Consider the following 12,672-nt stretch of genomic DNA (forward strand, 5'->3'; position numbering starts at 1 on the left):
GAAAAACGAATACGGTGTCGCGTATTGCGGACGTGTACTAGTGCCGCTAACACATCAGGTAAAATTCATTACCGAATACATAACACATATATTACATCGATGGTGGCTGGCAGACAAACTCCGTCTTTATTTTTGTAGCTCAGTGTCAAAATCACACACTAAGGGTGTATCTATTTATATGGAGCGTCGACGCACAGCAGACTGTGGCCACGCGCCGTCAAAAACTATTACTGAGCAGGCCGGAACAACTGGACAATGGCTGCTGACTCCGGTTGCAAAGTAGACGCGGTCATCGACAAGTACGCGTTGGCGTCGGCAGACCCCGTCTATGACTCCCTCGACGATGGGCTGCTCGCACGCTGGACTGGTGCTGATGACCGAACCGAAATGGGGTATCGGTCGTTGACAGCGTGGTTCAACAAACGACTTCTTAAACAAGTCTACACTGAACACGGGCGTGACGCCCTCGATACCCGCATAGACAGTGACTACGAGACATTACGGGGCAAAGACGATCTGCAACGAGACGAACTGATAGAGCGACTCCAGGCGACTGGCATTCCGGGTGCATCGATCCGCAATGACATGGTTTCGTGGGGGACGATGCGGACGCATCTCAACGAGTGCCTCGACGGGGAAAAAGAGCCCCGGGAGGCAACAAAGAACTGGGAGCGCGAAAGTGTGGCAACGGCCAAAACTGTCGCCGAACAGAAGGCCGAAACAGCATTGTCTTCGCTCGCGAAGAAGGGCGATATCGACGGCGGTGACACCGCGGAGATAGAGGCTCAGATACAACTCGGATGCCCGGATTGTCCGACCCGTGTTCCGTTTGCTGTCGCACTTGAGCGTGGGTACGTCTGCAAGCAACACCGGAGCGCGAACCTGTCAGCACACAACTCATGAGCTGGACCATCGAAATCGAACGAATCGCGGGGATACTCGACGGATCGGCGACGATAGAACCGGGACTGAATGTTGTCCGTGGCTCAAACTGGCAGGGGAAATCGAGCTTCATCGAATCTATCAAGACGGCCCTTGGCACTTCTACTGAACTGACTGAAGGGGCGGATGACGGTGCGGTGCATCTCGAAACGCCAACCGGTGCCTACGATGTGACGCTCAGCCGTGAGAACGGTACCGTGGTCCGACGGGGTGAACCGTATCTCAGTGACGAGTACGACGTGATCCGCGCTGAACTGTTTGCGTGCCTGGACGAACGAAACGAGGTCCGCCGTGCCGTCCGAGCAGGAGAGAACTTGGAGGACGTGCTGTTGCAGCCGCTCGACTTCCAGAATATCGACTCACAGATCGAGACGTTACAGCGGGAGCGCGAACAGATTGAAACGGAACTCACGCAGGCTCGCGAAGCGAAAAAGCGGATTCCAAGCGTTCAGGAGAAAGTGACACGACTGGAAGACGAAATCGAAGACCTGCGGGCCAGACGCGAGACAATCGACGACGAGGCGGGAAGCGACGACAGCTCTGAGTCCGTGCGCCGACAGCTCAGTCAAGCACGGACTGAACAGAATCAGGCCAAGAACCGCGTCGAACGACTGGAGCAAAGTATCGAGCGGACGGAACAGCGTCTCTCTGACCGCAAAGACGCCCTCGACGCCCTCGAAATCCCGGAGTACGATGATATTGAAGACAGGCTCTCGGAGGCGCGGGAACGGCTCTCGGAGGTGGAGCGCGACGCTGAGGTGCTCCAGTCTGTGTACTCGGCCACCGAGATGGTACTCAGCGAAGACCGGCTCGACTTGCTGGCCGAGGTGGAGCGGGATATCGCCGGGGACACCGTCGCCTGTTGGACCTGCGGCAGTGAGACCACACGAGCAGATTTGTCTGACCAACTGGACACAATCGGAAGCGAACTCACAGCGCTTCGCGCACAGAAGGAGACCTACCGAGATACTGTCGAGGAACTGGAAACACAGCGCGAGGAAATTAGTCAGGCTCGCCGGCGAAAGGCCGATTTAGAAGAAGATATCGCTGAGTTGAAAACGACGCTGGCCGACCGGAAACAGAGCCTCGATACAGCCAGAAACAGGCTTGAACAGGCTCAAGAGGACGTAGAGCGGCTTTCCGACCACGTTGATGCGGCTGTGGCGGAGCTTTCGGATGTCGAAAGTGAGATCAAGTACCGAGAGGCTGAGCTCGAAGACACTGCCGACGAACTGGCGCAGCTCGAAACGAGAGCGGCCCGCGTCGACACGCTCGAGACTGAGCTTGAATCGCTCCGGGACGACCTCGCGGAACTTCGAAACCGGAAAGACCGAATCAAGCGTGAGTCACGGGAAGCGTTCGACACCGCGATGCAGGACATCCTCTCCCGATTTGGGACGGGGTTCGAAACGGCTCGCCTCACCGCTGACTTCGATATCGTGGTCGCTCGCGACGGCCAGGAAGCGAGCTTAGATGCCCTCAGCGAGGGGGAACTCGAACTGATCGGCTTTGTAGCAGCGCTGGCCGGCCGCCAGTCGTTCGACGTTAGCGACACTGTCCCGCTCATGCTCGTTGACGGGCTGGGTGGTCTCGATGACGACAATCTGCACACCCTCATCGAGTACTTGCGGCAGGGCACCGAGTATCTAGTATTCACTGCGTACCCGGAATACACTGCGTTCGACGGACGCGAGATCGACCCGACACAGTGGTCTGTTGCGAACGAGAAAGCGGCGTCGGCTGACTGAGTTCTCTCGCCCTTGAATCTCATTATCGACGCCCAGTCTCTTGCTCGGCTGCACACCGCTGTTGTCTGAGAAACGACTGGACACTCCTAGGTGTAACTCAAGTTTTAGGATAATTATACAAAGGAACTATGGGTGTTTGGCATACTCTTCCGCCAAATGGCGAGCATACGGGTAAAAGACTGGACAAAAGAAAAGCTGAGAAAGATACGGAACGCGGAGTCGCATTCATCGTACGATTCGGTTATCAAAACAATACTGAAAGACCGCAAAATCGCGAAGTACGCGGACGAGGACTCCAACACTGCGATAGGCGAGTCCGCCCAGTCACAGGATGCGGACATCGACAAAGCGTTCGACGACCTGACTGTGCTGGCGGAACTGACTGGGAGTCACGACGATGTGTTGTTCCTGTGGTGTCCAAACTGCGGGAACGAACTCGTCCATCTCACAGCCGAGCGGCCGCTTGGTCTTTCTGTGTTTGAGATGGAGTGCCAGCGGTGTCTTACCCACCTTGACAGCCAAGCCATCGTAGCTATCGAGTTGCGGTATCCAATCGAACAAAAGATGATCGAGGGACAGCTCGGGGCGGATCTCAAATCCTGCGTGATGGACTACTGGGACCGGACACTGAAGACGGCAACTACTGAGACGGTCGAAACAGAGCCTTCCGCTGCCCGTCTTGTCTGGCAGTTCGACCAGTACCACAAGCAGTTCGACTGGGATTGTCCGACTGCTGTCCCGACCGTCAGCTTTGTTCCCGGCGTCACGTATCGCAACACTGTGACTGACGAGCGAATCGAAGCTGTCGAAGCTGTCACCGAGAACCGGAACGCGATGGACTCCTACAAAATCAGACGCTACACTGCGGACGGTGGTGTCATCTCGGACCAGCTTGACAGCAGTACGCTCGTCGACTGGATTGTCAACCGAGAGCTGGTTGTTACCGATAAGTCCATCGAAACGACCGAACTCACGACGTAGCGAACCGCGCGGTACCTGTCTTAGCTCATTGCCAGTGGATCTGGTCTATAGTAACACTGAAACGATTTACACACTTCGCACTGCCATCGTGCGATCAAGTGTGTATTGATTTCCAATGGCTACTATAGCTTTCAGAACTGGTCTGGTGGGAGCCGAGATGAGCGCCCTCTCCGAAAGGCCCCCTCTTCGCCCGATCCGGGATCTGCACTCTGTACAACACTCTGAGTACCGTGTAGCGTATCTCAACTCATATACCCGGACGGGTTCGACACTGAGTAGCATTCTCGGTATCCTAGTGGATATTCTCTCGTCGGATATAAGGAATATCGAGGCTTCCGAAGACACCCATGACGTTTGTCGACAACAGTTATACCGTACCAGTGACCTACGTCACAGTATGATTAGGCCGGTTGGATGCAGGCGTTTCGTTAGTCGCATCTCCGTGTGTCTGTCGGAGGCGGGAGCGTAGCAGTGAGTAAATCAACGCACCCTCGTACGCTCAAACTCCCGCGTGAGCAACACGGATTGGCGACGTCGACGGCAGCGACGAGACGGATACAGGGGATTCTCCCAGCGTTTCTGGAAAAGAAGCTCATCGACGCGGAGGCCAATGGACTTGTCGTGCCCCTTGACGGCAGTGTCGAATCGGCGGTTGCGGCGGCATTGGCCGTCGACGGCATCGGGGCCGAACACGTGACTGGACTCGTGATGCCGGTACAGTTAAGCGACGAAGGACCTGCCCGGACGGCTGAAACCGTCGCGTCGCTGCTTGACATCGACTGCCACCGAATCCATCTGCAGCCAGTGCTTACGGCGTTCCAACGAGCCGTCGGTGAGACCGGTGAGCCGACCGACGACCTCGTGGCGATGCAAAACGCCAGCGAGCGCGTCCGAATGGCGTGTAAGTACTACGTCGCAAACAGCAAAAATGAGCTGGTCGTCGGGACGGTCTCACGGACTGACCGGCTGCTGGGCTCCGTTGCGAAACACGGCGAGAACGGCGTGGATCTCTCACTGTTTGGCGATCTCTATCGGACTGAGATCGAGTCCCTGGCTGCTGCACTTGCGGTCCCATCGGACCTCCTCAACCAGTCCACACATCCGGTGAAAGACACTGGTGCAACCGATGCCGCGGAACTGGGCATAGACCAGCAAGCTCTCGATAGCATCCTCCACTTCGCGATTGATAGAGACTATTCCGCGTCGATGGTGGCCGACAAAGTCGGTGTTGGCGAATCTGTCGTCGAGCGTACGATTCAGTGGTGTGCCAGCACGCGCCACAAGCGACACACGCCGCCAAAGCCGTCGATGGATACCTGACACTTTCATCCGTCGGCCTGTGATGTATTGCGCCACCCCGGGGGCCGCAAATCTCCCGCAAGAGGGATGGCCAACAGTATGAGACACGCCGTGGTACGTCTGTGAGCAAAGCAGTTAACAGCTATACTCCGCGATTCTCACACCCATGCAGGCCGACCCCCAGGAGATAATCGACACCGGCGACAGGCTACTGTCTGAGTATCCCGAACTGTTTACTGAGCAGTACGAGACAAACACTCGACTCGTTCAGCGACTTGCCAGCGTGGATTCGTTTCGTACCCAGACCCGACTCACCAGATACATCACCCGTGAGAAACGGACACGAAACGGCCCGAAAACGTGAGACCACCGCGAACCACACGCGACACACGGAGTGCCACACGTCTGTGCCCGGCTTGTCTGCACTCGGTGGTCGCCCCTATATGAGGACCTTCTTTATACAGAGACCGTCTTGCAGAACGTATGCTACTCACTGGGACTGTCGTTGCAGATTCCGAGACTGTCCTGCAGGACGGGGCGGTCGTCGTCTCCGGGGACCGTATCGAGGCTGTTGGTTTACGGGCCGAACTCGAATCGCAGTACGCCGATCACGAACACCAGTCCTACGACGTGTTATTGCCGGGACTCGTCGGCGGCCATATCCACTCCGTACAGAGTCTCGGCCGCGGCATCGCCGACGACACGGAACTGCTCGACTGGCTGTTCGACTACATTCTGCCGATGGAAGCCTCCCTGACCGCTGCGGAGATGGAGGTCGCGGCGAAACTTGGCTATCTGGAAATGATCGAAAGCGGGACCACGACCTGTATCGACCACCTCTCGGTCGCACACGCGGACCGCGCTTTCGAAGCAGCGGGCGAGATCGGTATTCGTGGCGTGCTCGGTAAGGTGCTGATGGACCAGCGCTCACCGGACGGCCTGCTAGAGGAGACACAGGCCGCACTGGACGAGTCTGAGCGCCTTATTCAGCAGTATCACGGTGCCTACAACGACCGGATCCGGTACGCCGTCACCCCGCGTTTTGCCGTCTCCTGCAGTGAGGCCTGTCTCCGGGGCGTGCGCGAACTGGCGGATAAATACGACGGCGTCCGCATCCACACCCACGCCAGTGAGAATCAGAGCGAAATCGAGACGGTGAAAGAGGATACCGGGATGCGCAACATCCACTGGCTCGACGAGGTGGGACTCACCGGCGAGGATGTGGTCCTTGCGCACTGTGTCTGGACCGACGAGAGCGAGCGCGAAGTCCTCGCTGAGACGGGAACCCACGTCACACACTGCCCGTCATCAAACATGAAACTCGCCAGCGGCATCGCGCCCGTCTGGGACTATCGCGACCGCGGTATCAACGTCGCTATCGGCAACGACGGCCCGCCCTGTAACAACACGCTCGACGCATTCACCGAGATGCGACAGGCGAGTCTCCTCCAGAAAGTCGACCAGCTGGACCCGACGGTGACGCCGGCGGCAGAAATCTTCGAGATGGCGACGCGAAACGGCGCGAAAGCCGCTGGGTTCGAGGAACTCGGCGCGATTCGGGAGGGATGGCGCGCTGACATCGTCGGTCTCGATACGGACCTCACGCGCGCGACGCCGCTGCACGACGTGCTCTCCCATCTGGTGTTTGCGGCACACGGCGACGACGTTCGGTTCACGATGGTCGACGGGAACGTCCTCATGGAACACGGTGACGTAACGACTATCGACGCCGACGCCGTCCGCTCTCGGGCCTCGACGATGGGGCTGGAGATGGACCTCGAAGACGAGCGCAAGTCCGCACAGGAACAAAAGCCCTGAGTGGCCCTCGGCGGGTGCCCTTACTCGCTCGTTGCGATGGCTTCGATTTCGACGCCGACACCCTTTGGCAGGTTAGCGACCTCAACTGCGCTCCGGGCCGGCGGCGCGTCGTCGAAGAAGCCGGCATATGTGTCGTTCATCGCCTCAAAATCGTCGATATCGTCGAGATAGACGGTCACCTTCAACACATCGCTCATTGCAAGCCCCTCGGAAGCCAGCACCGCTTCGACGTTCGATAGCGCCTGTTCGGCCTGTGTCGCTATCGGTTCGTCGTCGAGCAGGTCGCCGTCGGGCGTCATCGGAATCTGGCCCGCGGTGAACACGAGCGAGCCGTTCGTCGTTGCCTGACTGTACGCGCCGACCGCATCGGGAGCATCGGTCGTGCTGAGTATCCGTTTCATCAATCTGGAGTTCCACCATCAGCATCTTAAATTCACAGGCCGTCGCGGCGGTCGGTGAACTCGGCACGGTCTGCAGCAGTGTCGATATCCCAGTGGATGCCAGGGTCTGCAACATCGATGAACGCTGTCTCCTCGTTGGCTTCGATGACGTCTCGGCCACCGCGGTCGCCGGAGACCGAGGCGAGGGCATCGAAGTGGCAGCCGTCGAAAAGCACCGGATTACCCCGCTGCCCATCGTATTTGGGAACGACAATGCTTGCCGAGCCTGTACGGTACGTTTCGATAAGTGTCTCGATGGTTTCGACGCGTACGAACGGCATATCGCCAAGCAGGAACAGGGCGGCGTCCCAGTCGGCCGAACGGGCGAACTCGACGCCGTGTCGAACTGATGCACTCTGGCCTGCCGCGTAATCGCTGTTGTGGCGGTGGGACAGCGAGAGTCCATCGAGCGCCTCAGCGACAGCCTCGTCCTCGTAGCCGAGGACGGCGACAACGTCCGTCAATGATGACTGGCTGGCGGTTTCGGCCACCTGTCGGACGACCGCTGTTCCGTCGATAGTCGCCAGCAATTTGTTACCCGGTCCATACCGTGCGCTCCGACCAGCGGCGAGGATAACACCGCCGACTCCGGGATGGTCCTGACAGTTCATGCTTACCTTCCTCTCGAACCGAGACTGGCTGTTTCCACGAAGTCAGCCATCGCTCTCTGCCTCTTGCAGATCTGCTTCTGAGACGACTTCACAGATATCGGAGGTGAACGACGTGATGACGCCCTGAGAACACCGCTTCGTCTGTGAAAGCGAGTACGTGAGTACGTCTCTGGCGGTCCGCTGCTGTGGCTCGGTATCCGCTTTGTTGATTAACGGTATCACAGACGCCCCGGCTGGCGCGTTTCGGAGGCCACCGTCGGGATGTGTGAGCACTGTTCCGACAGCGTCTGGCGTGATCGTCTCGCCAACATTGATATCGGTGATGTCTGCGACCCGCTCCGGCCGATGGACCACATCCGTCGTCAGCGGTTCACCGACGGCGGTGACCGAGGCGACCGGGACGACGTGGCTGGCCGTGCTCGGGACGACTGGCTCCCCATCTCCAGGTGCTTTGAACTCTCGCCTGCGTGCCCCGTCAGCCTTGATGAGGAGCCAGTCGAACAGTCCAACACTGGATAGTTGTTCTACTATACTCGCCTCCAATCCGCGAACCTTCCGGTCAACTCGCGCCGGGTCGGGTACTTCCTCGCGAGCGACGGCAATTGGTGGGTCGTGTGCTTCGAGGTCAGCGCGCCACGCGTCCGGATCGATGAGCGTCAGCGGCAGGTCAGACGGCGGTGGCATCGCCGTTGTCGTCGTGTAGCCCACGTCGTACCTCTCGTCGGTGCCCTCCACCGTCAACTGTCCCATCGCGGTTTTCTTTCCGCCGGCCCCGACAAAAGCGACAGCGGCGCTGGACCCCAAGCCCAGCGCAGCAGCCAGATGCATACGGTCGCTCCGCGGAAGACACACAAATAGCTTACCGGGGCAACGGTATGTGGCGGCGATAGTGTTTTTGTGACATGATGACACACGTACCGGTATGGCTCGCGTAGACGTTCGTGGTGAAATCTGTCCCCGTCCGGCGCTTATCGTCCGACAGGCGCTTTCGGATCTCGATACCGGTGAGACGCTCGTCGTGCGGGGCGATTACCCCCCCGCTGAAGAGAATCTCCGGAGGATGTGTACGACGCACGGTATCGACGTGACGACAGCGGAGACCGCTGGCGAGTCCGACGAGTTCGAACTCGAACTCCGGGTGACCGAGATGGCGTCGCTATCGGAGGCCTGAGTGTGGGAACCGACGCTCCGACTGCGGACGACGAGACGACGCGCCTGACGGAGTACACCGAACTCCACGGCTGTTCCTGCAAAGTCGGCCAGAGCGACCTCGATTCGCTGCTCGCCGATGCCGGCCTCACCGGTGAGAACGACTCGTTGCTGTTCGGCATCGGCGAGGACGCCGCTGCCCGGAAACTTACCGACGATATCGCGTTGGTTTCGACGGTGGATTTCTTCACACCTATCGTCGACGACCCGTACGACTTCGGTCGTATCGCCGCTTGTAATGCCGCTAGCGATGCGTTCGCTACAGGTGCGGTCGAGAACATCGACTGTCTGGTCACTCTCGGCCTCCCGCGAGACGTAACCGAGAGCGCAGCGCCCATCCTCGCCGGCATGGCTGACGCGCTGGACACGATGGACGGCGTCATCGCTGGTGGCCACACCATCATGAGTCCGTGGCCCTTCGCCGGCGGAGCGATTTCGGCGACAGCACGACCCGACGCCCTGCTCACTTCACACGGGGCTAGCCCCGGCGACCGACTCTACCTGACCAAACCGCTCGGGACGCAACCGGCGATGGGGGCGACCCGCGTAACCGACGAGCAGTTCGTTGAGATAGTCACCGACGCCGCTGAGCGCCCGCTCGACAGTATTGCTTCGGAAGCCATCGCGTGGATGACGACTACGAACCGGGACGCAATGGTCGCGTGCCGCGAATATGCAACCGCCGCAACCGACATTACCGGCTTCGGCCTCGCCGGCCAGAGCCGCGTGATGGCCGCCCGCTCGAATGTCGGTATCGAACTGACGCACCTCCCGGTCATCGCAGGAACGCCCGGTCTCTCGACGCTTTTCGGATACGGGCTAACTGACGGAGAGAGCGCGGAGACCAGCGGCGGCCTGTTCGTCTCCGTCCCACCGGCTGCGACTGCTGCCGTCGAATCGGCGTTCGACGACGCCGGCGTGTTCTATCGAGCTGTCGGCCGCGTTACGGCCGGACGCGGCGTCACGATTGACGACCCGACTATCGAAGAAGTTCGTTCATAACGTCAAGTAGGAGCCTGCTACCGCAACCGGAGCACTGCCTCCAGCACCCCACCGCCGAGACACAGTGCCTTGTCGGAAATCTTCGTTGGGTCGACAGACTCGCCACGGGGATCGACGTCGCCGAGCTTAGTGCCCTCACTGACGCTGAGGCCGTCGTGAACGAGGCCGCGAACCAGCCCGTCTATCTCTGTCTCGACCGGCAGTTCACCGACCGTGCCGACCACATCGCCGGCTGTGACAGTATCGCCGATGGCGACCGTGGGGGTCCACTCACCGTCGGTCGGTGCACGGAGCACCCGCTCGTGGGTGTAGCCGCGCCGCTCGCCGGGCTCGCCGTCGTACTCGCTCGCTGCCCCCTCGTAGAACACCCGGCCGAGCTCGTGCCCGCGGTCGGTCTCGACGACCGCGTCCACGTCCTCGCCGGCCTCGAAACCAGGTCCCATCCCAATCACTACGTCGGCGTCTCCCCGTCGCGTGCCGGTGTCGAACGTCCCTTTCGCCATGATAGCATCGACGAGGACTGCAGCGTTGAGTTCGTCGGCGACGGCCGCCTCAGGGTCGACGAGGACCGGGACGACATCGTCGGCAAGCAGTTCAAGCGCCTCGTCGATGTCCGCTGCTGCCCGGCCAGTGAGTCCCTCGACCGTCACTTCGTCTTCGTACAGTGCAGCGCCGAAGGCGACTGCCCGCCGGACTACCGTTGGCTGTTCGACCTCTGTGACGATAACCGGAAAGCCAGCCTGCTGCAGGCGATAGACCACGCCGCTCCCGAGGTCGCCGCCGCCGCGGACGACGACCAGGTCGTCGAGGTTCAGTCGTGTCGACCGCTTACCGGTGGCGTCGTGGCGGTCCATGGTGACCTCGGAGAGGATCGAGAGCGCGACGGCGGCCGGGCCGCTCCCGCCGAGGTCGAGTCCAACCGGAGTTCGGACCCGGCTGAGTTCCCGACGGGCGTAGCCCGATTCGGCGAGTGAGTCGAGGACGTGATTGGCCTTTGTCTCGCTGGCGACGAGGCCGACGTAGCCGGCCTCACCGTCCAGCGCCGCTGCGACGGCCTCCTGATCGAACGTCCCGCTTCGCGTCGCGACAGCCACCGCCGTCTCCGTCCCCATTGGGAGGTCGCCGAGCACGTCGCCGTAGCCGCCGTGAATTACGTCCGTCTCGTCGGGGAACTGCCCCGGATCGGCGTACGCCTCGCGGTCGTCGACCACGGTGACGGCGTAGCCCAGTCGCTCGGCCAGCGGGGCCAGTTCGACGCCGACGTGGCCGCAGCCAGCGATATAGAGCCGTGCCTGCCCGCGAACCCGGTCGATGAACACGTCCATCTCGCCGCCACAGACCATTCCCGTGTTGCCGCCGGGTTCGAGTTCGTACGTCCGGACGCCGGGGTCGTCGGCTCCTGAAAGCACTGACCGGGCGTCCTGTACGGCGAGATGCTCGACCGTGCCCCCTCCGATGGTCCCGTACTCGTCGTCGCCTGTGACTATCATCTTGTCCCCTACGTCTCGCGGTGCGCTGCCGTCCTTGCGGACGATAGTCAGGAGTGCTGCCGGTTCTCCCTGCGCGGCCAGTTCGTCGAGCCGTTCGAACAGACTCATACGAAGCTCTTGACCTCCTGTTCGACGAGGCACTCGACCACGTCGTCGTAGGATATCCGGTCGATGTCCGGCGGGAGTGAAACGCCACGCACGTCTACGTCTCTCGCGACCGCTGAGACGGAGGCGTCGATATCCGGCGTGAGGTAGACGCCGTCCTGAATCAGCACGACGCGTGCCTCGGGGTCCCCGGCGGCGGTACGCAGCCCGATTTCCGCCATCGGTTTGTCGATGAGATACAGCATTGTCAGAAGTCCAGTGTTCGGTCGGCGTCACGGATGCGGGCGGTAACGCGGTCGTCCGACCAGACGGCCACGTCGTCGTCGATTTCGCTCTTTTCGATACTGCGCTCGGCCATCGCCGCGCCGTCCGCGACCATCTGTCCGTCCTGTTCTTCCAGATCGGCGACATGCCCGCTCATGTTGAGCGCGTTGCGGTCGACGGCCTCCCGAGCGCCGTACACGCCGTCCTGTGTGAATATCACGGTCACGTCGTGCATGTCGAAGCCGGCCGCGATACCACGGGCGGCGCGCAGCCCCTCCGGGATATGGACACGTCCACACGGCGCACGGGTAAGCAGGACGACGACATCCTGTTTCATAGCGAGACCACCCGGTCGACCTCGCCGATGATGTCCGCAAGGTCCGGCAGCAGTCCGACTTCGACGCCATCGGGGTAGTCGGCGGGCGCGTCAATGCCGCGTGCGTCGACACAGAGTCCACAGCAGATAACCTCCGCGCCGTCCGCGATAAGTTCCTGAAACTTCTCTGTCGGCATCTCGTCGTACAGCCCGCTGTCCGAACAGCCCGGCAGGGTCTGGTCCGCGACAGGAACGAGCGCGCCGTCGAGGTAGTGGAAGTAACTCACCTCGTGACCCTGGTCCAGCGCCGCCCGCCCCAGTTCGTAGGCGGTACGCCACCGCTCACTGTCGAAGGGACCCCCTGTCAGCAGAAAACCGATGTACGCCATACTGTCGAGGTTTTCCCGACCAGCTCTTAATAGTTTGCTCGACACACCGAAAAAACAC

At 60.6% G+C, this 12,672-nt stretch carries 15 protein-coding genes; 8 read left to right on the forward strand and 7 right to left on the reverse strand.

The window, feature by feature from the left end; translation table 11 throughout:
- Positions 1 to 255 precede the first annotated feature (255 nt).
- The 6 genes from BVU17_16185 to BVU17_16210 all read left to right on the forward strand — a co-directional run bounded on the left by BVU17_16185 (position 256) and on the right by BVU17_16210 (position 6,788).
- The gene (locus tag BVU17_16185; GenBank protein ID AUG49117.1) at positions 256 to 903 is read left to right on the forward strand and encodes a hypothetical protein; all 648 of its coding nucleotides are present in this window, start codon (positions 256 to 258) and stop codon (positions 901 to 903) included.
- Positions 900 to 2,690 carry an ATPase gene (locus tag BVU17_16190; protein ID AUG49118.1) on the forward strand — a complete coding sequence of 597 codons (1,791 nt, stop codon included), beginning with the start codon at positions 900 to 902 and terminating at the stop codon, positions 2,688 to 2,690. Before BVU17_16185 ends, BVU17_16190 begins: the two co-directional genes overlap by 4 nt.
- A 156-nt stretch (positions 2,691 to 2,846) precedes the next feature.
- Positions 2,847 to 3,671: a hypothetical protein gene (locus tag BVU17_16195; protein ID AUG49119.1), complete on the forward strand. Its 825-nt coding sequence runs from the start codon at positions 2,847 to 2,849 to the stop codon at positions 3,669 to 3,671.
- Between the two features lie 471 nt (positions 3,672 to 4,142).
- Positions 4,143 to 4,991 carry an NAD(+) synthase gene (locus tag BVU17_16200; protein AUG49120.1) on the forward strand — a complete coding sequence of 283 codons (849 nt, stop codon included), beginning with the start codon at positions 4,143 to 4,145 and terminating at the stop codon, positions 4,989 to 4,991.
- Positions 4,992 to 5,136: 145 nt separating this feature from the next.
- Entirely contained in the window at positions 5,137 to 5,334 is a 198-nt protein-coding gene (locus BVU17_16205; GenBank protein AUG49121.1) for a 30S ribosomal protein S17, read from the forward strand.
- Positions 5,335 to 5,453: 119 nt separating this feature from the next.
- A complete protein-coding gene (locus BVU17_16210) occupies positions 5,454 to 6,788 on the forward strand; it encodes an ethylammeline chlorohydrolase (protein ID AUG49122.1) in 1,335 nt (444 codons plus the stop codon).
- A 20-nt stretch (positions 6,789 to 6,808) separates the two neighbouring features.
- On the opposite strand, the gene BVU17_16215 is transcribed toward BVU17_16210, so the two are convergent.
- The 3 genes from BVU17_16215 to BVU17_16225 are packed head-to-tail and all read right to left on the reverse strand — an operon-like array spanning position 6,809 to position 8,667.
- Positions 6,809 to 7,189, reverse strand: coding sequence for a reactive intermediate/imine deaminase (locus BVU17_16215; GenBank protein ID AUG49123.1), 381 nt, complete (start codon positions 7,187 to 7,189; stop codon positions 6,809 to 6,811).
- A 32-nt stretch (positions 7,190 to 7,221) separates the two neighbouring features.
- Complete coding sequence (locus BVU17_16220) at positions 7,222 to 7,839, reverse strand: UDP-N-acetylglucosamine pyrophosphorylase (protein ID AUG49124.1); 618 nt, start codon at positions 7,837 to 7,839, stop codon at positions 7,222 to 7,224.
- Between the two features lie 42 nt (positions 7,840 to 7,881).
- The gene (locus BVU17_16225) at positions 7,882 to 8,667 is read right to left on the reverse strand and encodes a dehydrogenase (GenBank protein ID AUG49125.1); all 786 of its coding nucleotides are present in this window, start codon (positions 8,665 to 8,667) and stop codon (positions 7,882 to 7,884) included.
- A 94-nt stretch (positions 8,668 to 8,761) separates the two neighbouring features.
- Between BVU17_16225 and BVU17_16230 the strand changes: the two genes are divergently transcribed.
- Positions 8,762 to 9,010, forward strand: a complete 249-nt coding sequence (locus BVU17_16230) for a SirA family protein (protein AUG49126.1) — start codon at positions 8,762 to 8,764, stop codon at positions 9,008 to 9,010.
- Positions 9,011 to 9,012: 2 nt separating this feature from the next.
- Positions 9,013 to 10,050 (forward strand): selenide, water dikinase SelD, encoded by a 1,038-nt coding sequence (locus BVU17_16235; GenBank protein AUG49127.1) that lies wholly within the window; start codon positions 9,013 to 9,015, stop codon positions 10,048 to 10,050.
- 17 nt (positions 10,051 to 10,067) lie between these two features.
- Here BVU17_16235 and BVU17_16240 read toward each other — a convergent pair whose 3' ends face one another.
- The 4 genes from BVU17_16240 to BVU17_16255 are packed head-to-tail and all read right to left on the reverse strand — an operon-like array spanning position 10,068 to position 12,614.
- Positions 10,068 to 11,648, reverse strand: a complete 1,581-nt coding sequence (locus BVU17_16240; GenBank protein ID AUG49128.1) for a xanthine dehydrogenase — start codon at positions 11,646 to 11,648, stop codon at positions 10,068 to 10,070.
- Entirely contained in the window at positions 11,645 to 11,890 is a 246-nt protein-coding gene (locus BVU17_16245) for a hypothetical protein (protein AUG49129.1), read from the reverse strand. Before BVU17_16245 ends, BVU17_16240 begins: the two co-directional genes overlap by 4 nt.
- Positions 11,891 to 11,892: 2 nt before the next feature.
- A complete protein-coding gene (locus BVU17_16250; protein ID AUG49130.1) occupies positions 11,893 to 12,246 on the reverse strand; it encodes a sulfur oxidoreductase in 354 nt (117 codons plus the stop codon).
- On the reverse strand, positions 12,243 to 12,614 hold the full coding sequence (locus tag BVU17_16255) for a sulfur oxidoreductase (protein AUG49131.1): 372 nt from the start codon (positions 12,612 to 12,614) through the stop codon (positions 12,243 to 12,245). Before BVU17_16255 ends, BVU17_16250 begins: the two co-directional genes overlap by 4 nt.
- Between the last annotated feature and the right edge of the window lie 58 nt (positions 12,615 to 12,672).

This window comes from Haloarcula taiwanensis (assembly GCA_002844335.1).
Lineage (GTDB): Archaea > Halobacteriota > Halobacteria > Halobacteriales > Haloarculaceae > Haloarcula > Haloarcula taiwanensis.

Excerpts from the sequence above, each read along its gene's own strand:
- BVU17_16210 (AUG49122.1), top strand. The coding sequence starts at position 5,454 with ATGCTACTCACTGGGACTGTCGTTGCAGATTCCGAGACTGTCCTGCAG.
- BVU17_16185 (AUG49117.1), top strand. The coding sequence starts at position 256 with ATGGCTGCTGACTCCGGTTGCAAAGTAGACGCGGTCATCGACAAGTAC.
- BVU17_16255 (AUG49131.1), bottom strand. The coding sequence starts at position 12,614 with ATGGCGTACATCGGTTTTCTGCTGACAGGGGGTCCCTTCGACAGTGAG.
- BVU17_16250 (AUG49130.1), bottom strand. The coding sequence starts at position 12,246 with ATGAAACAGGATGTCGTCGTCCTGCTTACCCGTGCGCCGTGTGGACGT.
- BVU17_16205 (AUG49121.1), top strand. The coding sequence starts at position 5,137 with ATGCAGGCCGACCCCCAGGAGATAATCGACACCGGCGACAGGCTACTG.
- BVU17_16245 (AUG49129.1), bottom strand. The coding sequence starts at position 11,890 with ATGCTGTATCTCATCGACAAACCGATGGCGGAAATCGGGCTGCGTACC.
- BVU17_16220 (AUG49124.1), bottom strand. The coding sequence starts at position 7,839 with ATGAACTGTCAGGACCATCCCGGAGTCGGCGGTGTTATCCTCGCCGCT.
- BVU17_16215 (AUG49123.1), bottom strand. The coding sequence starts at position 7,189 with ATGAAACGGATACTCAGCACGACCGATGCTCCCGATGCGGTCGGCGCG.
- BVU17_16190 (AUG49118.1), top strand. The coding sequence starts at position 900 with ATGAGCTGGACCATCGAAATCGAACGAATCGCGGGGATACTCGACGGA.
- BVU17_16225 (AUG49125.1), bottom strand. The coding sequence starts at position 8,667 with ATGCATCTGGCTGCTGCGCTGGGCTTGGGGTCCAGCGCCGCTGTCGCT.
- BVU17_16240 (AUG49128.1), bottom strand. The coding sequence starts at position 11,648 with ATGAGTCTGTTCGAACGGCTCGACGAACTGGCCGCGCAGGGAGAACCG.
- BVU17_16230 (AUG49126.1), top strand. The coding sequence starts at position 8,762 with ATGGCTCGCGTAGACGTTCGTGGTGAAATCTGTCCCCGTCCGGCGCTT.
- BVU17_16195 (AUG49119.1), top strand. The coding sequence starts at position 2,847 with ATGGCGAGCATACGGGTAAAAGACTGGACAAAAGAAAAGCTGAGAAAG.